General features: G+C 42.8%; 24 protein-coding genes. 17 read left to right on the top strand and 7 right to left on the bottom strand.

The features are described from left to right. From MR764_RS13605 to MR764_RS13570, 8 genes are all read left to right on the top strand, one after another. Complete coding sequence (locus MR764_RS13605) at window positions 1–1,560, top strand: acyl-CoA carboxylase subunit beta (protein ID WP_247979978.1); 1,560 nt, start codon at window positions 1–3, stop codon at window positions 1,558–1,560. Window positions 1,561–1,569: 9 nt separating this feature from the next. Next, window positions 1,570–2,475 (top strand): OadG family transporter subunit, encoded by a 906-nt coding sequence (locus MR764_RS13600; protein ID WP_247979977.1) that lies wholly within the window; start codon window positions 1,570–1,572, stop codon window positions 2,473–2,475. A gap of 12 nt (window positions 2,476–2,487) precedes the next feature. After that, the gene (locus MR764_RS13595) at window positions 2,488–2,931 is read left to right on the top strand and encodes a biotin/lipoyl-containing protein (protein WP_247979976.1); all 444 of its coding nucleotides are present in this window, start codon (window positions 2,488–2,490) and stop codon (window positions 2,929–2,931) included. 1 nt (window position 2,932) lies between these two features. After that, entirely contained in the window at window positions 2,933–4,087 is a 1,155-nt protein-coding gene (locus MR764_RS13590; protein WP_247979975.1) for a sodium ion-translocating decarboxylase subunit beta, read from the top strand. Window positions 4,088–4,547: 460 nt separating this feature from the next. Then, window positions 4,548–5,714 carry a DUF819 family protein gene (locus MR764_RS13585; protein WP_247979974.1) on the top strand — a complete coding sequence of 389 codons (1,167 nt, stop codon included), beginning with the start codon at window positions 4,548–4,550 and terminating at the stop codon, window positions 5,712–5,714. A gap of 451 nt (window positions 5,715–6,165) precedes the next feature. Beyond that, the gene (locus MR764_RS13580; RefSeq protein WP_247979973.1) at window positions 6,166–6,957 is read left to right on the top strand and encodes a hypothetical protein; all 792 of its coding nucleotides are present in this window, start codon (window positions 6,166–6,168) and stop codon (window positions 6,955–6,957) included. Between the two features lie 28 nt (window positions 6,958–6,985). Next, window positions 6,986–7,375 (top strand): nuclear transport factor 2 family protein, encoded by a 390-nt coding sequence (locus tag MR764_RS13575; protein ID WP_247979972.1) that lies wholly within the window; start codon window positions 6,986–6,988, stop codon window positions 7,373–7,375. A gap of 122 nt (window positions 7,376–7,497) precedes the next feature. After that, complete coding sequence (locus MR764_RS13570) at window positions 7,498–8,100, top strand: short chain dehydrogenase (protein WP_247979971.1); 603 nt, start codon at window positions 7,498–7,500, stop codon at window positions 8,098–8,100. Between the two features lie 162 nt (window positions 8,101–8,262). Here MR764_RS13570 and rimO read toward each other — a convergent pair whose 3' ends face one another. The 3 genes from rimO to MR764_RS13555 form a co-directional block, all read right to left on the bottom strand. After that, a complete protein-coding gene (rimO, locus tag MR764_RS13565) occupies window positions 8,263–9,558 on the bottom strand; it encodes a 30S ribosomal protein S12 methylthiotransferase RimO (protein WP_247979970.1) in 1,296 nt (431 codons plus the stop codon). Between the two features lie 137 nt (window positions 9,559–9,695). Next, a complete protein-coding gene (locus MR764_RS13560) occupies window positions 9,696–10,064 on the bottom strand; it encodes a DMT family protein (protein ID WP_247979969.1) in 369 nt (122 codons plus the stop codon). A 133-nt stretch (window positions 10,065–10,197) separates the two neighbouring features. Further along, window positions 10,198–11,073 (bottom strand): creatininase family protein, encoded by an 876-nt coding sequence (locus MR764_RS13555; protein WP_247979968.1) that lies wholly within the window; start codon window positions 11,071–11,073, stop codon window positions 10,198–10,200. A 91-nt stretch (window positions 11,074–11,164) separates the two neighbouring features. Between MR764_RS13555 and MR764_RS13550 the strand changes: the two genes are divergently transcribed. After that, complete coding sequence (locus tag MR764_RS13550) at window positions 11,165–12,451, top strand: hypothetical protein (protein ID WP_247979967.1); 1,287 nt, start codon at window positions 11,165–11,167, stop codon at window positions 12,449–12,451. A gap of 144 nt (window positions 12,452–12,595) precedes the next feature. Next, a complete protein-coding gene (locus tag MR764_RS13545) occupies window positions 12,596–13,063 on the top strand; it encodes a hypothetical protein (protein WP_247979966.1) in 468 nt (155 codons plus the stop codon). Window positions 13,064–13,392: 329 nt separating this feature from the next. Here MR764_RS13545 and MR764_RS13540 read toward each other — a convergent pair whose 3' ends face one another. Continuing rightward, entirely contained in the window at window positions 13,393–15,063 is a 1,671-nt protein-coding gene (locus MR764_RS13540; protein WP_247979965.1) for a ribulokinase, read from the bottom strand. 54 nt (window positions 15,064–15,117) lie between these two features. Next, entirely contained in the window at window positions 15,118–15,801 is a 684-nt protein-coding gene (gene araD, locus MR764_RS13535) for an L-ribulose-5-phosphate 4-epimerase (protein ID WP_247979964.1), read from the bottom strand. 467 nt (window positions 15,802–16,268) lie between these two features. On the opposite strand from araD, the gene MR764_RS13530 reads away from it, so the two are divergent. From MR764_RS13530 to MR764_RS13515, 5 genes are all read left to right on the top strand, one after another. Beyond that, the gene (locus MR764_RS13530) at window positions 16,269–17,156 is read left to right on the top strand and encodes an endonuclease/exonuclease/phosphatase family protein (RefSeq protein ID WP_247979963.1); all 888 of its coding nucleotides are present in this window, start codon (window positions 16,269–16,271) and stop codon (window positions 17,154–17,156) included. Window positions 17,157–17,233: 77 nt separating this feature from the next. Then, on the top strand, window positions 17,234–17,767 hold the full coding sequence (locus MR764_RS13525; RefSeq protein ID WP_247979962.1) for a hypothetical protein: 534 nt from the start codon (window positions 17,234–17,236) through the stop codon (window positions 17,765–17,767). 103 nt (window positions 17,768–17,870) lie between these two features. Continuing rightward, window positions 17,871–18,767 (top strand): IS982 family transposase, encoded by an 897-nt coding sequence (locus MR764_RS13520; protein WP_247979961.1) that lies wholly within the window; start codon window positions 17,871–17,873, stop codon window positions 18,765–18,767. 55 nt (window positions 18,768–18,822) lie between these two features. Next, window positions 18,823–18,948, top strand: coding sequence for a hypothetical protein (locus MR764_RS20280; RefSeq protein WP_282189226.1), 126 nt, complete (start codon window positions 18,823–18,825; stop codon window positions 18,946–18,948). After that, on the top strand, window positions 18,945–19,085 hold the full coding sequence (locus MR764_RS13515) for a hypothetical protein (RefSeq protein ID WP_247979960.1): 141 nt from the start codon (window positions 18,945–18,947) through the stop codon (window positions 19,083–19,085). Before MR764_RS20280 ends, MR764_RS13515 begins: the two co-directional genes overlap by 4 nt. Window positions 19,086–19,197: 112 nt before the next feature. Here MR764_RS13515 and MR764_RS13510 read toward each other — a convergent pair whose 3' ends face one another. Beyond that, window positions 19,198–19,641, bottom strand: coding sequence for an Hsp20/alpha crystallin family protein (locus MR764_RS13510; protein ID WP_247979959.1), 444 nt, complete (start codon window positions 19,639–19,641; stop codon window positions 19,198–19,200). A gap of 254 nt (window positions 19,642–19,895) precedes the next feature. Between MR764_RS13510 and trmD the strand changes: the two genes are divergently transcribed. Together trmD and MR764_RS13500 are read left to right on the top strand one after the other, a co-directional pair. Beyond that, complete coding sequence (gene trmD / locus MR764_RS13505) at window positions 19,896–20,585, top strand: tRNA (guanosine(37)-N1)-methyltransferase TrmD (RefSeq protein ID WP_247979958.1); 690 nt, start codon at window positions 19,896–19,898, stop codon at window positions 20,583–20,585. A gap of 9 nt (window positions 20,586–20,594) precedes the next feature. Further along, on the top strand, window positions 20,595–21,224 hold the full coding sequence (locus MR764_RS13500; protein WP_247979957.1) for a M14 family zinc carboxypeptidase: 630 nt from the start codon (window positions 20,595–20,597) through the stop codon (window positions 21,222–21,224). Between the two features lie 147 nt (window positions 21,225–21,371). On the opposite strand, the gene MR764_RS13495 is transcribed toward MR764_RS13500, so the two are convergent. After that, window positions 21,372–24,227 carry a PD-(D/E)XK nuclease family protein gene (locus MR764_RS13495; protein WP_247979956.1) on the bottom strand — a complete coding sequence of 952 codons (2,856 nt, stop codon included), beginning with the start codon at window positions 24,225–24,227 and terminating at the stop codon, window positions 21,372–21,374. Window positions 24,228–24,286: the final 59 nt, after the last annotated feature.

The following is a 24,286-nucleotide window of genomic DNA, read 5'->3' as shown; positions in this document are numbered from 1 at the left end:
ATGAGTACCCAGGATAAAATTAAAAAGCTTATTGATTTAAGAGCTGAAGCGAAGCTCGGTGGTGGTATTAAACGTATTGAAGCCCAGCACGGAAAAGGGAAATACACCGCACGCGAGCGTATTGACATGTTACTGGACGAAGGAAGTTTTGAAGAGTTTGACATGTTTGTTAAACACCGCTGTACCAACTTTGGTATGGAAAAAAACAAATTCCTGAGCGACGGAGTTGTTACCGGACACGGAACCATTGACGGACGTGTGGTATATGTTTTCGCACAGGATTTTACTGTTTTCGGTGGATCTCTTTCTGAAACTTTTGCCCAGAAAATTTGCAAAGTAATGGACATGGCCATGAAAAACGGCGCACCTGTGATTGGTATCAACGATTCAGGCGGTGCACGTATTCAGGAAGGTGTTGCTGCACTGGCCGGCTATGCCGAAATCTTTGAACGCAACATTATGGCTTCGGGTGTTGTTCCGCAAATCTCGGCTGTATTTGGACCTTGCGCGGGAGGTGCCGTATACTCTCCTGCCCTGACCGACTTCATCATGATGACTAAAAACTCGTCGTACATGTTTGTTACCGGTCCGAAAGTGGTAAAAACAGTAACCGGAGAAAACGTTACCGACGAACAGTTGGGTGGCGCCTCAGTTCACGCGTCAAAATCAGGTGTTTCTCACTTTGTGGTTGACGACGAAAAAGAAGGATTACTGCTGATCCGCAAGCTGATGAGCTATCTTCCGCAAAACAACCTGGAAGATGCACCTTTGGCTGCCTGCGACGATCCGATCGACAGACTGGACGATGTATTGAACGAAATCATTCCGGACAATCCAAATAAACCGTACGACGTTAAAGACGTGATCCACACCATTGTTGACTACGGCGAATTTCTGGAAATCCACCGCAACTATGCGCAAAACATTATCGTAGGTTTTGCACGTTTTAACGGTGTTTCAGTAGGTATTGTAGCCAACCAGCCCAAATACCTGGCAGGCGTGCTCGACATTAACGCATCGAGAAAAGCGGCTCGCTTTGTTCGTTTCTGCGACGCATTTAATATTCCGATTGTAACACTGGTTGATGTGCCCGGATTCCTTCCCGGAACAGCTCAGGAGTACGGCGGTATTATTAGTCACGGAGCAAAACTTCTGTTTGCTTATGGCGAGGCTACTGTACCAAAAGTAACCATCACGCTGCGTAAATCATACGGTGGAGCTCACGACGTGATGTCGTGTAAACAACTTCGTGGCGACTTAAACTACGCCTGGCCAACTGCAGAAATTGCGGTAATGGGCGCTTCGGGTGCGGTAGAAGTGCTTCACGGAAGACAATTGAAAGACATTGAAGATCCGGAAGAAAGAGCAAAATTTGTTGCTGAACACGAAGAGGAATACAAGGAAAAATTTGCCAATCCATACCAGGCAGCGTCAATGGGATATATTGATGATGTAATTGAACCGAGGAATACCCGTTTCAGAATCATCAGAGCACTTCAGACGCTTGCCACCAAAAAGGATTACATGCCGGCAAAAAAACACACCAATCTTCCGTTATAATTGAGAGCCATGATGAAAAGAACAATATGTGCTTTTACAGGAGGAATCATTGTGTTGCTTTTCCTGGTAACGGGAACGGCTTCAGCACAAAATGTTTCTGACCTGAAATTTAATGAGATACTGGTTCACAATGATTCGTTGAACGTGGATGCGTTTGGAATGCACAGTTCGTGGATTGAAATTTTCAACTCGGGTTACAATACCGTTGATATTGGTGGTTGTTACCTGACGAATGACAAAAGTAATCCCACAAAATACTGGATTCCAACCGGTGATCCGTCGACAAAAATTCCGGCAAGATGTTATCTCTTGTTTTGGGCCGACGGTAAACCCTCCAGGGGCATTTTGCATTTGAATTTTGATTTGAACAACGTGGAAACGCTTGCGCTCTACGATGCGAGCGGTCGTATGCTGGTAGATGAAATTACTGTTCCTAAAACGCAGTATTCAAATACCTCCTATGGTTTAATCGAAAAGGCCAACGAACAGGGTGAGAAAAACATGGTTTGGACCTATTTGGAAAAAACCACGCCTGCTTCGGATAACGACCATTCCAAGAAAGTTTCATCGGGAGAACAATTTGTGAAATACGATCCGACCGGAATTGGAATGGCAGTGATTGCGTTAAGTGTCGTTTTCTGTTCACTCGCGCTCCTGTACATTATCTTTAAAAACATTGGGGCGATTTTCACACGCAAAGCCAAAAAAGCGAAAACCACCGGAGAGGTTGTGGTCAAAGAAACCAAGTCAGATCAGATTTCAGGTGAAGTAAGTGCTGCCATCGCGATGGCATTACACTTGTATGAATCCGAAATACATGACGATGAAAACATGGTACTGACCATTAAACGCATTTCGCGTGCATACTCTCCATGGAGTTCAAAAATTTATACGTTACGTAAATATCCTCAATAAGAAGCAATCAAAATGAAAAAATATAAATTCACAATAAATGGCAATAGTTACGAAAGCAGCGTAATTAACGTTGAAGATAATATTGCCGAAATTGAAGTCAACGGAACAGTTTATAAAGTAGAAGTTGACAAAGAGATCAAACAGCAAAAAACGCCAAAACTGGTTCGCCCAACAGCAGTGCCTTCCACCGACTATCAAGCATCGGTAGCCAAAACCAGCAGTCCGTCATCACCCAAAGGCGCAGGTAACATTAAATCACCGCTTCCGGGCGTGATATTGGATGTATTTGTTCGCGAAGGAGACACTGTAACACTTGGCCAGAAACTGTTGATGCTCGAAGCCATGAAAATGGAAAACAACATTGAGGCCGATAAAGCAGGAAAAGTAATTTCCATTAACAAGCAAAAAGGTGATGCTGTAATGGAAGGTGATATTCTAATCGTAATCGGAGAGTAAAATGACGCAATTTCTAAGTTTTATTGGAGATAACATCCAAACGTTCTTGCATTTCACGGCATTTGCAAACCTGACGGTTGGACACCTCGTTATGATTGCGATCGGGTTGATATTTATTTACCTGGCGATTGCAAAAGAATTTGAACCTATGCTGCTGGTGCCGATCGGATTTGGTATCCTGGTGGGCAACATCGCTTTTGTTCCCGGATTTAAGATCGGGGTTTATGAAGCAGGCAGTGTATTGAACTACCTTTATTTTGGTGTTATTCAAGGACTTTATCCTCCACTTATCTTCCTGGGAATTGGTGCAATGACCGACTTCTCGGCGCTGATCTCAAACCCGAAACTGGTATTGATCGGAGCTGCCGCCCAGCTGGGTATCTTTGGAGCATATGCACTTTCACTGCAGTTGGGTTACAGTCCGACTGAAGCCGGCGCCATTGCCATCATTGGTGGTGCCGACGGTCCTACTGCAATCTTCCTGTCATCGAAACTGGCACCCGACTTAATGGGAGCTATTGCAATATCAGCATATTCGTACATGGCGCTTGTGCCTGTTATTCAGCCACCCATCATGAAACTGCTGACAACTAAAAAAGAACGTCTGATCCGGATGAAACCTCCGCGTGCGGTTTCAAAAAAGGAAAAGATAATCTTTGCCATTACAGGGATGCTTCTGACGACTTTTATCGTACCCAGTGGTATTCCGCTGTTGGGGATGTTGTTCTTCGGAAACCTGCTGAAAGAAAGTGGCGTAACCAAACGTTTGGCCGACACAGCCAAAGGCCCGCTGATCGACATTGTGACCATTTTGATTGGGTTGACCGTAGGAGCTTCAACACAGGCAACTACCTTCCTGACCTGGAAATCGGTAGGTATCTTTGCCCTGGGAGCCGGTTCTTTCGTGATCGCTACTTTTGGCGGGGTATTGTTTGTTAAGTTCCTGAACCTTTTCCTCAAAGAAGGCAACAAAATCAACCCGTTGATTGGGAACTCAGGTGTTTCGGCAGTACCCGACAGCGCCCGTGTTTCACAGGTTGTGGGCTTACAGTACGATAAAACCAACCACTTGCTGATGCATGCCATGGGCCCGAACGTAGCCGGTGTAATTGGTTCTGCAGTAGCAGCCGGTATTCTGTTGAGTTTCTTGATGTAAACCCGATGGGGTAAATGATATTTCTTAAAGGTCGCTGAGTTTTCAGCGGCCTTTTTTTGTCAAGGCTATAGGTTTTATTTTATTTCTACCCAACCTCTTATCCTTCCCTGCATGCAGGGAAGGACGATTGGTCGTCGCTAAAAAGAAATGTCAAATCATTACTTTGCAAACCTTCATCTTTCCCTTCCTGGAAGGGAGAGACAGGAGTGAGGGTAAATGACCTTCATAATTACTAACTCTCATTTCTGTTGGTGATTCCTGAGAATCATGATTATTTTTTGTCTTCAATCACTTCGACTTTCCCAAAAACATCTCAAAGGAGGAATTATATTTTTTGTATTTTTTTCGTTTCCTTCAGACTCAATACTTTCTATCCCGCAATCTTTGATTAGTTTTATATCTGTTTTTCTTTTAACAATGGATCGGTCTTGCGCAAAGCCGATCAAAATCACAGGTAAAAATGAATGCATTGATAGCACCAGATAATCATCTTACACTCTTACTGATCATTGCCGGAGCAGCGGCTTTCGGGATATATTCGGAGCACAAAAAATGGTTTGGAAAGATTTCAGGAATATTGGTTACCATGATTTCCATGTCGGTTCTGTCCATGACGGGTGTTGTTCCCACAGCCTCCAATCCCAACATCAAAGTGGAAGTTTATTCCATGGTTTTCGATTTCTTCATCCCTATTGCCATCCCTTTGATGTTATTCGGATCGAACCTGGTAAAAATCATTCGCGAAAGCGGCAAACTTTTGTTGGCTTACATTATTGGCGCTACCGGCATCGTACTTGGTTGTTTTCTGGCCTATCACCTCATTGATTTGGGCGAAGGAAGCGGTAAAACCGCCGGGGTTATTGCCGCAACACTGATCGGCGGAAGCATTAATTTTGTAACTACTGCCGAAATTCTGAATTTTAGCACCAATCCTCTTTTTACAGCAACGCTGGCCATCGATAATTTTGCGGCCAATATATACGTACTGCTGCTGTTTCTGGTGCCTTCCATCAGCCTGCTTTCCATCTTTTTCAAGAAAACAACCGACAACGACGAGCAAGAAATCGCATCCGAAGAGGAGAAAAAAAGTGCCATCACACTCGAACGTTTTGCAATTTCTATATTTATTGCCGTGTTCGTAGCGGGTGCGGGTACCCTGGTCTCCCCTTTTCTGCAAAAACTGTTTCAAACTGAACTTAATCTCAGCATCCTGATGATTACCCTGTTTTCGATTGTGGTCGCCAATATCTTTCCAAAATCGCTAAAGAAACTCGAAAATACAGCTTTCTCAATCGGGTTGTGGATGATGTACATTTTTCTGGCGGTAATAGGAGCAGCGACCAACCTGCAGGACATACTCCGGGTAGGATTTCCGGTGCTTTTGTTCTACCTCACCATTATGCTTTTTCACTTCGTTTTCCTGCTTGCCCTGGCCAAACTGTTCAAACTCGATGTGTACGAAGTTATTGTCTCTTCGGCAGCAAACATTATGGGGCCGTCGGTGGCTGCACCAATGGCAGCTTCGCTGGGGCAACGAAAGCTTATCACTCCCGGGATATTAACCGGGATACTGGGCTACATCATCGGAACCTTTATTGGCGTATCCATCGCATTGTACCTGAGTTAATTTTTAGTGTCCTAGTCCAATCATTGTCAAAACCTTGTCGAACGAAACCTGGTTTGAGTCGAAAAAACTCTATGTTAATCAAAGGTCTCCAAGCCATTAAGGAAATTCGCTGTATCTCTTAACCGATTTTCTTTTGGAGCATTGATAATTCAGGTGTTCAGAAAAATCATAACGTCAGCCTGGTAAACATTACCACTTGCAAACATCGCCACCCCAACTTACTTTTATGTAAATCAACTTCAAAGCGATAAACATTATTAAAAGAGCATTAGGTGTTCTATTTAAGTTATCACTAACTTTTCTTTAGAATCAGACACTTATGGTAGAAAGTATAGCTGTGTTAAGATTCCCATTCAACCGCTTTATTCGATCAAACTCCTGTAAAAGTCTTTACTGTTTAAGTGTTCCGGCGTTCATTAAGAGGAATTTTCTCACTTAAAATATTTAAACAATGAAAAAGATTACCACATTAAGCTTTGTTTTTTTGATGTCTCTGGGATTGTTTGCTCAGCAACAAAACCAACCGCTCTATCTGCTTTTTGAATTCATGAAAGTGAATGATGAAATGAATTCAGATTATATGGAAGTCGAGAACTTCTGGACTGAAATCCACAAACAACGCGTTGCCGATGGAAACATCATCGGCTGGGACCTGTGGGCGATGTCGCCCGGCGGATCGGAACAAGGATCCCAGTATTTTACAGTTACTTTGTTTTCAAGCCTCGAAGCCATGTTACAAGGCTTTCCAGATGGAAAATTCGACGAATATCTCCGTAAAGCTCATCCCAACATGAGCGAAGAAGAACTGGGGCAATGGATGGAAAAAACAGTGGTTTCGCGCGATATTGCGCACCAGGTTTACTGCAAGGAAATCAACAACACGGAAGGCGATTTTGACATGCCCATTGGTACGCTTCTAAAATTTGACATCATGAAGCAACTTGACAACAGCTATGAAAAGGTGGAAAATGACATTTTTAAGCCCTGGCACCAGCAATTAGTGGACAATGGTCAAAAGGAAGCCTGGGGTTTGATAAAAGTTCTTCTTCCTGCCGGCAGTCAGGCGCTCGGTTCGCACATGACCTACAGTATGTACAGCAGCTACAAACAAATGGCCGGTGACATGGAAGGCGGTGGCGGTGGAACAATGGATACCATGACCGGACTTGCCGTCAAACAAGGACTGGAGACTCGCGATTGGAGAATGGTGGAAGCAGCCCGCCTGATTATGAAAGTACGCTGATTTTGTAATTTCTTTAAAGCACAACATCATGAGCAACTTAGAAACACTAAAAAAAGGATACCAGCTTTTTGCTGAGGGGAAAATAGAAGAAGTTCTCGCCATGTGGGACAAAGACATCGTCTGGAAAGAATGTAAAGGATTTCCGTTTGTTGAAGGAGACGGTACTTATATTGGCCCGCAAACCATTGCCAAGGAAGTTTTCTCTAATCTTCCGAAATACTACGATAATTTCAATATTGAGATTGACGACTTTGTGAACGGAGGAGAAAAAATCGTGATGATCAGTCATTATTCGGGTATTTGGAAAGCATCGGGAAAACCGTTTGAAGCCAATGCAACCCACACCTGGACATTCAAAAACGGGAAACCGGCCTCTTTCTTCCAGGCAGTTGATACCGCAGAAATAATGAAGGATTAATATCGCTAGCTGAACATTTTCAATTTTAAATCCTTAATCAGAAAGCGCAAAATAAAAGAATAGAAATCGTAAGTTGAACAATATTTTGTCTCTTTGAAGGCACGATTGAAAATGACAGTACTATGAAAATTTTAGTAATTGGAGGAAACAGTGGAACCATCGGTAAATGTGTTGCCAACCGATTCAGAAAAAAACACGAGGTTATCACCGCCGGAAGAACAAGTGGTGACATTCAGGTCGACATTAACGACTCAGAATCGGTTCGCCGGATGTACGAATCGGTATCGGGACTTGACGCGGTAGTTTGCTGTTCAGGCGCCACCAAGTGGGCTCCTTTCAGTACAATGTCGGAAGATGACATTTATGTAGGCATTAAGAGCAAGTTGATGGGACAGGTGAACCTGGTGCGCATCGGCAAAGATTTTGTAAACCAGGGAGCGTCGTTTACGCTCACATCGGGTATTCTGGCCGACGACCCGGTGTATATGAGTTCGAACGCGGCAATGGTCAACGGCGCTTTGCACAGCTTTGTAAAAGCGGTGGCACCTGAACTGCAAAACGGCTTGCGCCTAAATGTGGTTGCTCCGGGATTGGTAGAAAATTCAGCCGAAAGGCTGGGCGATGCTTTTCCCGGTCACATTCCAGTTCCGATGGACAAAGTTGCCGCCGGATATGTGCGAAGTGTTGAAGGAATGTTTACAGGCGAAGTAATTCGCATATTCTAACGGAATACGGAATTTTAACAATCACTTCTCGCTATGAGAAATAAAAATCGCAAAGATCGCGAACATCATTTAGGATGCTTTTGCGGTCTTTGCGACATTTTTTTGCAGACTCTGCGTGCTCAAACGATACGACAGAAATCTTTATATCCTTAATTCAACGATCTAAATTACCTCGGCATACAAGTCGTAATCTTCGGCCCCCGTAATTCGAACCACTACAAATTCTCCTTTTTTGAGTTTTCGGTCAGATGTAATCAGCACTTCACCGTCCACCTCGGGTGAATCGTATTCGGTTCTGCCGATAAAGTACTCTCCTTCCTCTCGATCCACAATCACATTGAATTCCTTTCCGATGCGTTCACGGTTCAGTTCAGCCGAAATGTATTGTTGAATTTCCATGATCTCATCTGCCCGTTCTTGTTTGGTTTCGGCATCCAGTGAGTCTTTAAATTTTTCGGCAGCGTAAGTACCGTCTTCTTTTGAATAGGCAAAAACGCCTAAACGTCCAAATTTCTGCTCTTCAATAAATTCCTTTAGTTCCTCGAAATCATCTTCCGTTTCTCCCGGAAACCCCACCAGCATCGTGGTACGAATCACCACTTCCGGTACTTCTTCCCTGATTTTAGCCAGCAAAGCTTCAGTTTCTTCCCGCGAAACATGCCGAAGCATATTTTTCAGAACCGGGTTGGCAATGTGTTGCAAAGGCATATCAAGATATTTGCACACTTTCGGATTTTCGCGCATCACCGGCAAAATATCCATCGGGAATTTGGTTGGGTACAAATAATGCAAGCGAATCCACTCAATGCCGTCCACTTTCGAAACTTCTTCGATCAATTCGGCCAAGCGGTTTTTACCATAAATATCAATTCCGTAGTAAGAAAGATCCTGCGCAATCAGAAGCACCTCTTTCACACCACGTTTGGCGAGGTATTTGGCTTCCTGCACCAAACTCTCGATGGTTCGCGATTTATGGCGTCCGGTCATTTTAGGAATGGCACAAAACGAGCACGAGCGGTTGCAACCTTCCGAAATCTTCAGGTACGCAAAATGCGAGGGAGTGGTAAGCTTACGTTCGTAAATGTATTCGGGATGATAGGCCACTTTCAGTTCTTCCACCATGGCTTTCATATCGAATTTGCCAAAGTAACGGTCCACTTCAGGAAGTTCTGTCTCCAAATCGTGCTGATAGCGTTCAGACAGACAACCCATTACATACAATTTGTTGATCTCTCCCCTTTTCTTCGCTTCGGCGTAATCCAGAATCATATTAATCGATTCTTCCTTCGCATCCTGAATAAAACCACAGGTATTAATAAAAACCGCGTCAAATCCGGTTTCGTTGGAGTCGTGCACCACTTCAAACTTTCCCTTCTCCAGCTGGCTCAGCAAAACCTCAGAATCCACCAGGTTTTTCGAACACCCCATCGTCACCACATTTACCCTTTTCTTGCTCATTTTCCAAAAATTTGCTGCAAAGTAAACGATTTTTTTGTCTGAATTAAAATAGTAATGCGTAGTAAATGAAAAGTACCGGAAATATTGAAATACAATAAAAGAATCTCAAGCCATCCAGACTACAATGCTTACCCGGTTTATTTCTTAAAAATGAAATAAACGGCCAGTATCAAAAATACAAAACCAATTAAATGGTTCCAGCGAAATGTTTCGGTACGGAAAAGCAGCAACGTAAAAATGGAAAACACCACCAGTGTTATCACCTCCTGCAATACTTTTAGCTCGATGAGTGAAAACGGACCGCCGTGATCTTTAAAACCAATGCGGTTGGCCGGCACCTGAAAGAAGTATTCAAAAAGCGCAATGCCCCAGCTGATCATAACGATTGATACAATACCCAATTTGCTGAACCATTTCATTTCTGCAAATTTCAAATGCCCGTACCAGGCAAAGGTCATAAATGTATTGGAAAGGATCAGTAATCCGACAGTCAAAAGTGCTTTCATAATTTATCTGAAAAAAACTGCGCAAAACTATCGAAAAGTCCTTTCCGTTGTCCATCTGCTATCTGAATTTCTGCATCTGATAACAGAATCAAAATATTCATCTTTTTTCAATATTTATATTTATTGTTTTAGATTACTGTTTTGTATCCAGCGGATTCTCAGCTTTCCTGAAAAATTCCTGTTGCAAAGCGGGAACCACAGTATCGGCCTTTACAAGTTGAATCATTTCCACCAGCTGTTTTACGGTTTCATCAATCAGCAATTCGCCGGCTTGCGCATTGGCTTTTGAACCATCGCCGCCGTAATGGTTGGGATAACTGGCATACCACCAAATTCCGGTGTAAACATATTGGAGGTTTTTCATCCGCTCGAGATTCGCTCCCGACTGCTGCCCTGCCCTGCCGACATGAGCGAGCTGAGGTTGTGCCGCCGTCATTTCTGATGTTTCGCCGTTTCCGGCATGCGCATCAAAAGGATCATGCTGCGTTAAATCTGCTGCCTTCTTTTCAACTTCACGATTCGGCTCGGGGCGAAACCAGTAAAGTGAATAATTGCGTGGTTCAGATAGTTGAGCCATTCCGAAAAAGTTCAGAAAAGCATTGTTCCCGCCATGTCCGTTTACGATGATGATCTTCTCAAAACCATTGCGATTTAACTCGTCCAGCGTTTCCTGAAGCATAAGCCAAATCAATTCGGGAGAATACGAAATCGTTCCCGGCTGATGGCGCGCTTCGTTTATCTGGCTGAAATAATACCAGGGAAAAACTACGGCATATTCTTTTTCAGCCGCCCGAAGAGCGTATTCGCGCGACAAAAAAAGATCGGTTCCCAATGGCAAATGCGGTCCGTGCTTTTCCATCACACCTATCGGAATGATACACGTTTTGGAGCTTTTTTCCACTGCTTTTATGAAATCCGGTGCGGTTAATTCTTCCAGTCTGAAAGGAAGTTCTTGCGCCGAAACAAAAAATGATGAAAATACAAACGCAATTAGGATTAGCTTTTTCATTGAAAGTAGGTTTTAGTTAAATCCGGATTAAAAATAAATTGTTTCTTTAACTTTAGCTACGAATTCATAATTTTAACTTCAAACAAATAGCATGCAGGTAGTCATTGCACACAGCCAACTTAATCCGGGCAGAATTACAAGGATCATTGAATCTCAAACAGAGGCGCTTCAGAAGACTCCGGTAAAAATAATAACAGGCGCATGCCCTGATCCTGAAAGGTTTACTTCAAAAGGTGCAGAGCTCATCATCATCAAGGAATTGAATGATCTCGAAAAGAAAAAATATTCGGATCACGAAGCCAGGCAAATGCTTCACTTGGTTCATCAAAAGATAAAAGAACATATCCACCCAGATACTGTTTTGCATTTTCATAATCTGAACCTGGGCAAAAACCCGATTGTAACCTATGCCGTTTACCTGCTCGCCAAAGAAGGTGTAAAAGTTTTTAACCACGCCCACGATTTTGCGGAAGATCGTCCTTCCAACCTTACTTTTCTGAAGGAAATCCTGACCAATATTTTTCTGCAGGATGTAAATGAAGTGCTGTACCCCAGGCTGCCAAATTACCAGTTTGGAGTTGTCAATTCGGCCGATCTCGAACGTTTGGTTTCGTATGGAGTGGATCGGGAAAGAATCGTTTGGCTACCCAACCCGGTGAATGTAAAAACATCGCCTGAGAATCTGGATAAAGCAGAAGCCAAAAGTACCGTCTGCCAAACACTGAAACTGGATAAAAACAAGCTGCTGGTAACGTATCCGGTAAAAGTCATTCAGCGAAAAAATATTGGCGAGCTTATTTTGCTTTCCATTTTATTCGACCACATTGCCAGCTTTGCAGTAACACAAGCTCCGCAAAACCCGGTAGAAATTGAAATGTACAAACAGTGGATAAGGTTTTGTGCCGATCATGAAATCGATGTGATTTTTGAAGCCGGAATGAAAACGGATTTTGAAACCCTGCTGGCCGGAAGTGATTTTTGCATTACCACCAGTTACCGGGAAAGTTTCGGAATGGGGTACCTTGAGCCCTGGCTGCTCGACACCCCGGTTGTTGGCCGCGATATCGACTACATTACCCGGGATTTTAAAGAAGATGGTTTTGAATTCCCGGCATTGTATTACAAGCTGAATATTCCGGATATCAAAGTAGATTTCAAAGACCTGAACATGAAAATGCAGATGGAAATTATTTCTGACCTGAAATCAGGAAGATTGTCCAAACAGCAAGTGTTTGAGCAAAATCCCATCCTCAATACCTTGTTTAAAAAAGTTACGGACTCAGTGACGGACAAAAACAAAACAATCATCCAAAACAACTATTCGTTAAAAGCGTATGGGAATAAACTTCAGGAGCAATATAGCAGGCTGGGGGCTTGACTTTGGGACTTCGCTGGCCAGTTTTGATATAGGAAGCGTCAATTGGAAAAATACAACCGGATTAAGGTGTATGTCTACCCCGAATGCGAAGGTGCACGAAGTATTTACCTGAACCTTTAAGTTGAAAATGACGGCATTGTAAAAGTGCCCGATAAATACGGCCGTGAAGGCTACCATGAAATGAACCTGATTAATGGCCTGTGGAACGGATGTTTTGTTGAAATAACTGAACTTCCCGGAGATAAAGTAACCAAGCTTTCGTTTGCGATCGAGGTATTTGGGAAAGAACGCACCATGGGCGATTCATTGAAATTTGACATTGATGCCGTTGCGCTTGAAACAATTGAAAACCCGGAAGTGTTAAGCGACTGGCAACCCGCTCCCAACAGAATCATCTTTTCCACCACCGACATGCTGCGGTTCACTTATCTACCGGCAAAGCTTCTGCTTTATTCCGCTTTGCCGGGTGAAACAGTGGGAGCCATTCCGGCTGGCATGCAACCAAATTTCAATGAGAATACCCCCTACTGGCCGCAATTTAATACGGCAACGTATAAAGAAGTGTGGAATTTTTCAGCCACCAAATGGCTGTCGTTAATTGCTGAATTTTGAATAAATAAAACTGTCATGATTCCCGGGAATCACCTACAGCGACGAAAGAAAAATATTTTTCGCCCGACTCTCCCTCGCTCCCTCTCTTTTCTAAGAGAGGGACGATTGTGTCGAAGGCACAATCAGGGTGAGTGAGAACAATTTAAACCATATTTTGCAAGTGATTCTCAGAAGGGGCTGTCCAAAAAGTCAGTGAAATCAGGTTCACGCAAAGAGACTAAAGAAGAGCAAAGGTCGCAGATTGCTCATGATCATCTTCTCTCTTTCGTGCTTTTGAGTGAATCTTAGCGCGCTTTGCGTGACATTTACTTTTTGGACAAGCCCTTCTTTTATGCTGTAAAATCGAACTCTATAAATTTTCCGAATTTCCTGTACTTTTCGTACAACACCTTGTATTTCTCAACATTTTCCGGAATAGGGTGGTATTCTGTTTCAATTCCACCTCCCATTTTTTGCTGGGCTTCGGCCGTACTGGAGTAAACACCTGCAACAACTGCGGCAGCCATAGCCGATCCCAATGCACAAGCCTGTTCCGAACGAGCCACTTTAATTGGCATGTTTAGTACATCGGCGACAATCTGCATTACCAACGGCGATTTTTTAGCCACGCCACCCAAGGCAATCACACCATCAATGCGAACTCCTTCCGAAATAAAGCGATCGTTGATGGCCTTCGAACCAAAAGCTGTCGCTTCCACCAGCGCCCGGAAAATGCGAGGTGCATCCGACCCCAGGTTCAACCCGGCAATCGCTCCTTTCAACGCTTGGTTGGCATCCGGTGTGCGACGGCCGTTCATCCAATCCAACGCAACTACCCCACTTTCACCAATTGGAACTTTTGCCGCTTCATCGCTTAGTTTGGCAATGATTTTATCCGAAGTCTCTTCCAGCAGCTTTTGTTTGGTGGCTTCATCCACCAGCGAAGTTTCAGCCAGAATATTCTTCAGCGGCCACTCCAGTACGCGCTTAAACCAGGCATAAATATCGCCAAACGCCGACTGTCCGGCTTCCAATCCCAGCATCCCGGGAACAATCGATCCATCCACCTGACCGCAAATTCCGGCCACTACCTTACTGCCTATTTCATCCATGGGCGTAATCAACATATCACAGGTGGAAGTTCCCATCACCTTCGAAACGTAGTAAGGTTCAATCTCAGCACCAACAGCGCCCAAATGAGCATCAAAAGCGCCAACACCGACTACCACATCGGTTGACAGTCCAAGCTTTTCTGCCCATTCTTTGGTAAGCGTACCGGCTGATACATCGCACGTATATGTTTCTTTGTACAGGCGATCTCGTAAACCGGCCAGCATCGGGTCGAGCGCCACCAAAAACTCTTCCGACGGAAGTCCGCCAAAAGCCTCGTGCCACATGGCTTTGTGCCCTGCAGCACAACGACTGCGTTTCAATGTTTTGGGATGGGTATTACCGGTTAACAAGGCAGGAATCCAGTCGCAATGCTCCACCCACGAATAAGCTGCGCGATAAACAGCGGCATCTTCGCGGATTACGTGCAACAATTTGGCCCAAAACCATTCCGACGAATAGATTCCACCTTCGTATTTGGTAAAGTCTACTTCCCACTCTTTGGCCAGTTTATTGATTTCATCGGCTTCTTTTACAGCTGTGTGGTCTTTCCAAAGCACAAACATGGCATTTGGATTCTCTTCAAAACCCAGAGTTAAAGAAAGAGGAGTACCTTTTTCATCCACTGCAACCGGTGTTGAACCTGTCGTATCTACCGAGATACCTACCACATTTTCGGCAACTCCCCCGGGTGCCTGTTTCAGGGCTTCTACAATTGTATATTCCAATCCTTCCAGGTAATCTTTCGGGTGCTGACGGAAGCGGTTATCGTGCGCGTTACAATATTCCTGCTTTTGCCAGCGCGGATAATTAAAAACAACACTTGCCACTTCTTCCCCCGTTTCAACGTTCACGATGAGCGATCGCACCGAGTCGGAACCGTAATCCAATCCAATAGTATATTTTGCCATTGAGTTTTAATTTGATTTTATTATTGATTTTTTATGTTTTAAATGAAGTCTCAGTTATTGTCCGTAATAGGCATTCTTTCCGTGTTTGCGAAGAAAGTGTTTATCGAGCAATACCTGATCCATGGTAGTTTCGGGGTTAAGAATAAAACTACGAAAAGTCATTTTGGCAACCTCTTCCATCACCACCGCATTGTGTACTGCATTATGGGCATCAGTCCCCCAGGAGAAAGGCCCGTGATTATTTACCAACACTCCCGGAACTGCATCAGGATCGAGACCTTTGAAGCGTTCAACAATCACTTTTCCGGTTTCCAGTTCGTATTCGTTTTCAATTTCTTCTTTCGTCATTTTTCGCGTACAGGGAATTTCGCCGTAGAAATAATCGGCATGCGTTGTTCCGATTGCAGGAATGCCTCTTCCGGCCTGTGCCCAACTGGTGGCCCATTCTGAATGCGTATGCACTACCCCTCCAATGTTTTCAAACTGACGATACAAAACCAGGTGCGTTGGAGTATCGCTCGATGGCTTGAGGTTTCCCTCCACCACCTGACCATACAAGTTAAGAACGACCATATCCTTGGGCTTCATTTTTTCATAAGATACCCCGCTTGGTTTTATTACAACCAGTCCTTTTTCACGGTCTATTCCGCTTACATTTCCCCAGGTAAAAATCACCAGACCGTGTTTTACCAGGTCGAGATTGGCCTGGAATACTTCTTCTTTTAACTTTTCAAGCATTGCTGTTTCTTTTTATTTTTTCTTTCAGCAGATTCGCAACCAAGTTAACAAAACAATTCACGATAAAAGATAAAACTTGATACCCCTTTGTCACCAATTATCAGGCATCTGGCATTCAATATCGTTTGGTTTCATTCATAAAACTGGTTACAGATAATTTAAGCGTGAATATAACGCTTAAATTCAAAAAATAAATATACAGCTATATTTTCATTGCTGATATTTCCTTATTTATTGGCTCTCAAAATCGCTTTACTTAATACAGGACTGATTATAAGTTCATGCGAACTGAAAATACATGTTGTTAAATTTCACTAGAATTAATAGTTTTATGAAATAACCGGACGTATTGTTTCTGCGGTTAATCTCTCGATAATGGTGACACAATATTCCTCTCTATATCAATCACATAACCGACAAAACAATACCGTAACATTTCAACTAAAATCTAATAACTGTCAAATAAGATGTACAATAACAACCTAAAAACAACAACAAGACGTAGCTTTATTCGCCAATCAGCTTTAGGGGTGGCCGGAATAAGTACATTAGGGCTTCTAGCCTGTGAAAGATCATCGAAAGATGGAAATGAGCTTAAATTTATTGCTTACAACGTATTAAAATGCACGGGCTGGCCTGCTAAAAATGTAAAAGAAGGTGTACTCATTCCTGATTTGATCGCACAAGAGCTGGAAAAGTATGCACCGGATGTTATCAATTTCTCTGAATCTCCGGATGAGTCAGTCGTTAAACATATTGCGGACCTCCTCCAAATGAATTATGTCTTCTTCCCTTCTGCGGGTAACTGGCCCGGTGCCATTATTACTCCTTTCGAAATTGATACTTCTGAAAATATACCGATTGTTAACGGTTCGCGACCCGATGACTTATTTACCCGGCATTGGGGAAAGGCAGCGATAAAAATCTCAGATCAAAAATCGATACTGGTTAATTCTGTTCATCTTTATCCTCACGACAATCCGGTCTCAGCAGAAATTCGCAAAAGAGAAATTTCCGAAATTCTCAAATCTGTAGAAAATGATAGTAAAAACTATGAGTCAGTGATAGTCATGGGAGACCTGAACCATACTCCCAATACCCCCGAATATTCTCAATGGATGAATGCTGGATTTACCGATTCTTTTATCGCAGCAGGAACGGGCGATGGTTTAACAATCAGAGCAGATAAACCTACCAAACGATTTGATTATATTCTGGCAAAGGGAAAACTGGCAAATCAGGTGCTGGAATCCCGTCCTTTATTCGAGGGTGGATTTCGAACAAATCCTGCTGATCCCGAATCTTATGCTTTAAGCGATCATCTGCCTCAATTGGCAAAATTTTCAGTTAAGTAATTCTTTTTACAAAATAGGCATCAAATTACAATTCGTACAAATTCAGCTAAATTAAGAAGTGGAAAATAGGTTTTATTTTGATTATCGTATCCTTCGCATTAAACGGGAAAGGGCAATCAGCAAATGGAGTTCTTTTAAAATTAAAGGTTGCCACATATAATGTCGGGCATTTTAACCAGGGAGACGCAGGCGGGCTTAAAATCAGTGATTCCATGGGAAAATCGGTAAAAGAAAAATATATTCAGCTGAACATGCTAAGCTGGCGCGATTGGATAGGAACACAAAGCATTGATATCCTGGGTGTGCAGGAATGGAACAGATATTTCGATAAGGATAGCACTTTTCATTCGGAAACGGAATTATTGAAACCCTTTTACAACAACGCTTATTTCGGCGATGAGCACACCTGGATTTACAACGGGATCGCGACCAATTACCGTCTGACTAATATTCGACAGAAATATTGGGTTGGTGACTATTATGCGCTGATGGGCGATTTAAAAATTGGGGATAAAACAGTCACGGTTATTTCTACTCACATTCCGTGGCAAAAAGACTGGCATGCACCGGCACTTGATTTAGTAACCTGGGTTCGATTATTAACCTACTGAATATAAATGAATTGAATTAAAAATTGTCGTTGATTTATTTGAATAAAAGCATGGAATTTACTAATTTAAAAGTCTGACAAACAAATAATTAGAAGTAAAATCCATGCAATTAAGTGACGATAAAATTACCGAAATTTTCTACTTGGCAGACGAATTCTGCAAGGAATTTGAATTAGTAATTTCAAAACATAGTTTGGGAAATAGACCCAAAAGAACACCCAAAATGAGTCAAAGCGAGGTAATAACCATTATGGTTCTTTTTCATTTTGGTGTATTTAAAAACCTAAAACACTTCTATCAATACTTTGTAAAAGAACATCTTAACTCCTATTTTCCACAAACGGTTTCTTACAATCGGTTTGTCGAGTTGATGCAATCTGTTGCCCTACCGATGACTTTGTTTTTGAAGACCTGCTGTTTGGGTTCGTGCACAGGCATTTCTTTTATCGATTCAACGCCAATAAGGGTTTGTAAGAACAAGCGAATCCCCCGACATAAAGTATTCGATGGTATTGCCCAAAGGGGGAAATCGACCATGGGTTATTTCTTTGGCTTCAAGTTGCATTTTGTGATTAACGACAAAGGAGAAATATTGAACTTTGTTATCACACCAGGGAATACCGATGATAGGGAACCATTGAAGGACAAAAAGTTTATCGAGAAACTAAAAGGAAAGCTTTATGCAGACAAAGGCTATGTTTCACAGAAACTTACAGAGGTTCTATTTGTAGATGGTCTACACCTGATTACCCATATCCGAAACAATATGAAAAACGTACTGATGGAAATGATAGACAAGATCTTGCTCCGTAAACGATCGGTAATTGAAACCATTAACGATGAATTGAAAAACATCTGCTCAATTGAGCATTCCCGCCACAGATCTTTCAAAAACTTCATCACAAATCTGATTTCAGGATTAATTGCCTATAGCTTTTTCCCTAAAAAGCCTGCAATAAAGTACGAGGTGATAAAAACCGATCAAATTGCTCTTTTTTAAAATCGAACTCAGGTTAATAATAAATGAACTTAAGAAATATGAATATTTCATCTGCATGGGAGATATAAATGCCTTAGATGAAGAACAGTTGCGTTTTCAGGAGGCAGGCTTTAATATTGCCAACGGCGGTTATTTAGGATGGTTCACCACCACCGGTGGTTCGGTAAAAAAGCAGCCATGACAGATGGAATTAACACGCACATTGATAATATTATTACAAGTAAAAACATCAAAATCATGAATATTTCGGCTCCTTACACCGGCCTGAATGATTACGACCACCTGCCGATAATTGCTGACATTATTATTACAGAGTAACCCGAACATAATCGACAAAAAGTAAGGGAGTTACCAAATCAACTGGCAACTCCCTTACTTTTGCCTTACAGACCTAAGGTCTTCTTAAATCAACCTATCCGATATCAACCAATTATGAAATCTTAATTTCGATCGGAGCTTTTGGCTGGGCTTCTTCCCTCTTGGGAAGTTCAATCACCAAGATTCCATTTTCGAAACGTGCTGCAATTTTTTCAGCTTCAACCGATTTGGGCACGCGGTACTGTTTTTCGAAATTGTAAACTCCGAATTCGCGGTGTGCGTATTTATAGTCTTCCTTTGTTTCTTTTTCGTCCTTTTCCACTTTAATCGACAACAGATTGTTCTGATAGTTCAACTGCAAATCTTCTTTTGAGAAGCCCGGTAACTGAATTTCAATTTTAAATTCCTTTTCCGTTTCAAAAACGTTGGTAGCAGGTGAAGCACAATTTTTCACATAGGTTTCGTGATAATCGTTTTTGAAGAAATTGTTGAACAATTCGTCAACCAATACTCTGTTTGCACTGTAACGTGGGTTTTGAAATCTTACTAAATTCATGACTTAATCTCCTATTCTTTAAATTAATTTTTTGTTTTCCGTTCGTTAACCGAATCTGTCCTACTTAAATCAACTCTCATTCCAAAGCCAATTTTTGGGTCAATTCCGGCAAAATCGCTCAAAAAGAAATGACATATTGTCTCTTTTCTTGAAAACGCAATGCCTTATTGGCATTTTACACAGTTTTATGGATGTATTGATTAAGCGAATCGATACGCTGAATTTATTTTTACCTTTGGGCAAAATTTGAAAAAATGCGTATCGACATTATAACCGTCTTGCCCGAAATTCTGGAAAGTCCTTTTAGTCATTCCATCATCAAAAGGGCGCAGGAAAAAGGACTGGCAGAAATACACCTGCACAACCTGCGGGATTATTCAGAAGATAAACACCGCCGGGTGGATGATTATTCGTTTGGAAAAGGCGCCGGAATGGTGATGGCCATTCAACCCATCGAAAAGGCAATTGAAACATTGAAGGCTGAGCGCGACTACGACGAGATCATTTTTACCACTCCCGACGGGAAATTGCTGGACCAGCGCGAAGCCAATTCGCTTTCGTTGTACGAAAACATTATCATCCTTTGCGGGCATTATAAAGGCATCGATCAGCGGATTCGTGATACCTATGTGACCAAAGAAATTTCGGTAGGCGATTACGTTCTAACCGGCGGCGAACTGGCAGCAGCCATTATCGTCGACAGCGTTGTTCGCCTAATTCCGGGAGTACTTTCGGATGAAACCTCTGCCCTCACCGATTCTTTCCAGGATTATTTGCTGAGTCCGCCCATTTACACGCGCCCGGCCGAATACAAGGGAATGAAAGTTCCTGAAATTCTGCTCAGCGGAAACGACAAGCTGGTGGACGACTGGAAACACGAACAGGCAGTGGAACGCACCAAAAAACTGAGACCCGATCTGTACAAAAAGTATTTGGAAGAATAAGCTAAGAAAATGGACGCAAACACATTTACGGAAATAGAATGCATTGAGCGTTCAACGGGAAACCTTCACTCAAAGAAAATACTGATCATCGGCGTTTTTCATGGCGACGAGCAACAGGGAGAATACATCATCAACCGCTATTTAAAGGAAGGTGATTTTAGTGATATTAAGAATGCACTCTATTTTATTCCGTGTTTGAATCATTCGGGGAAAAGACTCAATACCCGCGAGAATGCCAACAAAGTGGACCTGAACCGGAACTACCCCACAAAAAACTGGGAGAAAACCGAGCGAAACGAGTATTTTTCCGGAGAAAGTGCGGCTAGCGAAGAGGAAACCCGTTACATGGTTCAAACCCTTGAACGCATCAAACCTGATGTGATACTTACCATTCATGCACCTTTTAAAGTGGTGAATTACGATGGTCCGGCACAGGAAATAGCAGAAAAGATTTCGGAACTTTGTGGTTATCCGGTTTTAAGCGACATTGGTTACCCTACTCCCGGCTCTTTTGGAACCTATTGCGGCGTGGAAAGAAACATTCCAACCATCACGCTTGAGCTTGATGAAGAAGAAAGTAACGAAGAAGCTTATGTAAGAACACTTCCGGTATTGGAATACCTGGCCAACCTGACCTAGAAACTTTTTAATCACTTTTACCTTTTTTGATGCAAGGTATTTTACCTTGATTCAGATTGAAATAATCGAAGGGATTGTATCAATCCTCATCCATCTGTTTTCAATCCAATTTCAATCATTTATGCTTTTAATGCTATATGCTATGTGTTAATGCCTGCGGCAGATGCCGTTATACGGGCAATATTTGCATTTTTCAGCGTGCTCTGTTTGGTAAAATACGTTCTGTTCCGAATAAATCTCTGCAACCAGATTCTGCAGCTGGTCTTCGAACTCTTCTCTCAGTTCATCAAAAGCAACCACGGCTTTTTCCTTTTTCAAGGTGATATCGGGAGAAAAGTTTTCTTCGAAGATTTTATGCAAACCGTAAATGGCGGGGTACACTTCCTTATCAGCCCCATTTCCTTCCAATCCCCAAACGTATATCAAGGCCTGTAGAATCACCTTTTTCGGATCTTTTGCATCGCGTTCAAAAAGCTCGTTCACATCGTTTAAAACCAGGCTTTCCACTTTTCCGGTTTTGTAGTCGATCACCCGGTACTTACCCTCCAGCTGATCTACCCTATCGATGGTTCCACCCACCCAGACCGGCCGCCCCTGCACCTGAAGAGTTCGCTTGTATTTGGTTTCCAAACTGATAATTGTAAACGGAGCAATCTCCTTGTCGCGTTTTATTAACTGCCGCAAATAGGTTTTTATGTTTTCAAAAATCAGCAAGGTGGTACCTTCCAGCTTTACCGGTCCCTTCAAGGGCTCTCTTAATTTCAGGTAGTGAATGGCGATTTGTCGCGTAATTTCATTGTTGAGATTTACCTTGTCGGCCAGAATCCGGTCCAGGTCCGGTTTATCGATCACCTTCCCCACAAACGGCGCATACAAAGCCTCCATGGTATCATGAAAAATGTTTCCGAAAACCACCCCGTCAATTTCTTCCTTTACCTCATCAGGTTCGGGCAAACCTGCCACATACCGGAAGTAGAATTTTAAGCGGCAGTTCAGGTACGTATTTATGGCGCTTGGCGAAAGTGGGCGATCCTCTGTATTCTTATCGAGCAAGCGCTGTGCAATTTCAGGCGAACTTTCCATCTGAATGCCTTCCACCGGATCGTTGGCAAAAGCAAAATCGAGGTTTAGCATTTCGGGTTTATGCACCGTGTCGTATTGCAGCTGATAACCGTAACGACTGAGTTCACCTGTATTAATTCCTTCTTTTACTACGCTGTAGGTTGCTGTTACATTCTTTGCGCGTTGCACCAGGCGGTAAAAATAATAGGCATACATCGCATCCTGTTCGTCGATGCCGGGCAAACCAAACCCAAGACGAATATTAAAGGGAATAAACGAAGGAGCCGTAAATTTTCGCGGCCATTTGTTTTCGTTCAACCCAAGTATGATCAGGTTTTCAAAGTCAAGGCAACGGGTTTCCAGGATCCCCATCACCTGAAGTCCACTCAGCGGCTCTCCTTCAAACGAAACCGAAACCTGTCCCAGATACTGCGAGAACAGCCTGAAATAAACCGCTTCGCTGATTTCGCGCTGTTGATTTTCGAGCGTACTTTTTACCACTGCCCCCAGCTTTTCAATGGCCTGATAGATGGAATAAATCAATTCCAGCAGCATTGAATCTGCGTTTTCAGCCTTTCTAAATTGCTGATAAAACATTCCCAACACCCTCAAAAAATAGGGACTGTATTCATCAGTCTTCTTCGGTAGTGCGAATATTTCTTTGTGCAATGGCGAAAAATCAATTTCCGCCAATTCCAGCGTAATCCGGTTTCGGAGTTTCAAATCAGCCACAAAAGCCTTTGCTTTGGCAGGCTCGGTTTCGCACAACAACTGGTGGTTCAGAATATCGGTGACATATCGGTGATAAGCCGAAAATCCCTTCTCACCTTTTCGTTTGTTCTTTAACAGGGCCACCAGCAACATCAGAAAACCATACACCACCGAGTTGCGTACCGGATATCCCATGGTAATGTTCACCTTCCCAATTTCATCAGGAATGGCTCCGAGGGCCGAAAACAACAGCGATTCGTCGGCCAACACAACTGCAGTATTGTCAAATACCGGGCGATAATCGTTAGTGGTTTCCTTTAGAAAATTCGGAATTTGCTGCGACTGTCCGTACACCGACGAAACAGCTACCAGTTTCATATTTTTACGATGGTTAAACAACTCCGGATTTAATTCAAAATCTTCGGGAGCCGGGAATCGTCGCAGGTTTTCACGCATAAAAAATCCGGCCTCGTTGTTCTCATCTTTCAGATAAGCATCGTCGTAATCCCATAAAAAGGCTGCTTTCCCTTGCTTTTGAAGATGCGAAAAGAACTCGATCTCACACTTATTCAAGGCATTCAGGCCAACGATGTAATATTTTTGGAACGGGAATTCAAGTGTTCCCTCTTTTAAAAGCTCCACAACCCGACGGTCGATCATTCCGGGAAATGCCAGTTGATGTTTCTGCAACTCCGTTTTAAAACCGGCATACACCGGATACAACTTATCCCAAATGGTAATATATTTCTCCCTGAAACCTTTCTTATCCGCCACGGCCATACTCCCCCAGAAATGCTCCAACGCCTTTTTCTGCTCGGGCGTGAGGTAATCGAATATCGATTCGATCTCCTTCAGGTCCGAAATATTCGTAAACAGATCTTTGGCATTTACCAGGTAGCGGTCGATGTCATTAAAATCCGACAAGAGAATTTCGCCCCAAAAATAAAACTCATCAAAAGTTTCGGTGGTTTTGGTGTGTTTGCAAAATACATCGTACAACAGCGAAATCAATTGCAGCTTGTCGCCGGTGTGCCACTCCGAGTAAGTACTCATCCACTCGTTTACCGTAATCACCTTGGGCGCAATTACCGGCGTTTCGATGCACTTCTGAAGATAAGCAGTAAAAAACACACCTGACCGGCGGTTCGGAAAAACCACGCAAACCTCCTTTAATTCTTCAGAATGCTTTTTGTATATGTATTGCGCACATTGCGAGAGAAAACGTTCCATACGATAGTTCAGCGTTCAATGCTCAAAGTTCAAAGTTTCGTTCGAATTAACAAGAAATG

Origin of the sequence: Maribellus sp. YY47, assembly GCF_023111095.1 — a bacterium.
In the GTDB taxonomy this organism is placed as follows: domain Bacteria; phylum Bacteroidota; class Bacteroidia; order Bacteroidales; family Prolixibacteraceae; genus Draconibacterium.
The sequence above is the reverse complement of the archived record's forward strand: the minus strand, read 5'-3'. Positions and strand labels throughout refer to the sequence as shown.

What these genes read in the sequence shown, in the direction of transcription:
- MR764_RS20280 (WP_282189226.1), top strand. Translation starts at nt 18,823, where the DNA reads ATGGGAGATATAAATGCCTTAGATGAAGAACAGTTGCGTTTTCAGGAG.
- MR764_RS13595 (WP_247979976.1), top strand. Translation starts at nt 2,488, where the DNA reads ATGAAAAAATATAAATTCACAATAAATGGCAATAGTTACGAAAGCAGC.
- MR764_RS13500 (WP_247979957.1), top strand. Translation starts at nt 20,595, where the DNA reads ATGGACGCAAACACATTTACGGAAATAGAATGCATTGAGCGTTCAACG.
- MR764_RS13575 (WP_247979972.1), top strand. Translation starts at nt 6,986, where the DNA reads ATGAGCAACTTAGAAACACTAAAAAAAGGATACCAGCTTTTTGCTGAG.
- MR764_RS13530 (WP_247979963.1), top strand. Translation starts at nt 16,269, where the DNA reads ATGTACAATAACAACCTAAAAACAACAACAAGACGTAGCTTTATTCGC.
- MR764_RS13590 (WP_247979975.1), top strand. Translation starts at nt 2,933, where the DNA reads ATGACGCAATTTCTAAGTTTTATTGGAGATAACATCCAAACGTTCTTG.
- MR764_RS13570 (WP_247979971.1), top strand. Translation starts at nt 7,498, where the DNA reads ATGAAAATTTTAGTAATTGGAGGAAACAGTGGAACCATCGGTAAATGT.
- MR764_RS13580 (WP_247979973.1), top strand. Translation starts at nt 6,166, where the DNA reads ATGAAAAAGATTACCACATTAAGCTTTGTTTTTTTGATGTCTCTGGGA.
- MR764_RS13555 (WP_247979968.1), bottom strand. Translation starts at nt 11,073, where the DNA reads ATGAAAAAGCTAATCCTAATTGCGTTTGTATTTTCATCATTTTTTGTT.
- trmD (WP_247979958.1), top strand. Translation starts at nt 19,896, where the DNA reads ATGCGTATCGACATTATAACCGTCTTGCCCGAAATTCTGGAAAGTCCT.
- MR764_RS13605 (WP_247979978.1), top strand. Translation starts at nt 1, where the DNA reads ATGAGTACCCAGGATAAAATTAAAAAGCTTATTGATTTAAGAGCTGAA.
- MR764_RS13510 (WP_247979959.1), bottom strand. Translation starts at nt 19,641, where the DNA reads ATGAATTTAGTAAGATTTCAAAACCCACGTTACAGTGCAAACAGAGTA.
- rimO (WP_247979970.1), bottom strand. Translation starts at nt 9,558, where the DNA reads ATGAGCAAGAAAAGGGTAAATGTGGTGACGATGGGGTGTTCGAAAAAC.
- MR764_RS13550 (WP_247979967.1), top strand. Translation starts at nt 11,165, where the DNA reads ATGCAGGTAGTCATTGCACACAGCCAACTTAATCCGGGCAGAATTACA.
- MR764_RS13600 (WP_247979977.1), top strand. Translation starts at nt 1,570, where the DNA reads ATGATGAAAAGAACAATATGTGCTTTTACAGGAGGAATCATTGTGTTG.
- MR764_RS13520 (WP_247979961.1), top strand. Translation starts at nt 17,871, where the DNA reads ATGCAATTAAGTGACGATAAAATTACCGAAATTTTCTACTTGGCAGAC.
- MR764_RS13560 (WP_247979969.1), bottom strand. Translation starts at nt 10,064, where the DNA reads ATGAAAGCACTTTTGACTGTCGGATTACTGATCCTTTCCAATACATTT.
- MR764_RS13540 (WP_247979965.1), bottom strand. Translation starts at nt 15,063, where the DNA reads ATGGCAAAATATACTATTGGATTGGATTACGGTTCCGACTCGGTGCGA.
- MR764_RS13495 (WP_247979956.1), bottom strand. Translation starts at nt 24,227, where the DNA reads ATGGAACGTTTTCTCTCGCAATGTGCGCAATACATATACAAAAAGCAT.
- MR764_RS13585 (WP_247979974.1), top strand. Translation starts at nt 4,548, where the DNA reads ATGAATGCATTGATAGCACCAGATAATCATCTTACACTCTTACTGATC.
- MR764_RS13515 (WP_247979960.1), top strand. Translation starts at nt 18,945, where the DNA reads ATGACAGATGGAATTAACACGCACATTGATAATATTATTACAAGTAAA.
- araD (WP_247979964.1), bottom strand. Translation starts at nt 15,801, where the DNA reads ATGCTTGAAAAGTTAAAAGAAGAAGTATTCCAGGCCAATCTCGACCTG.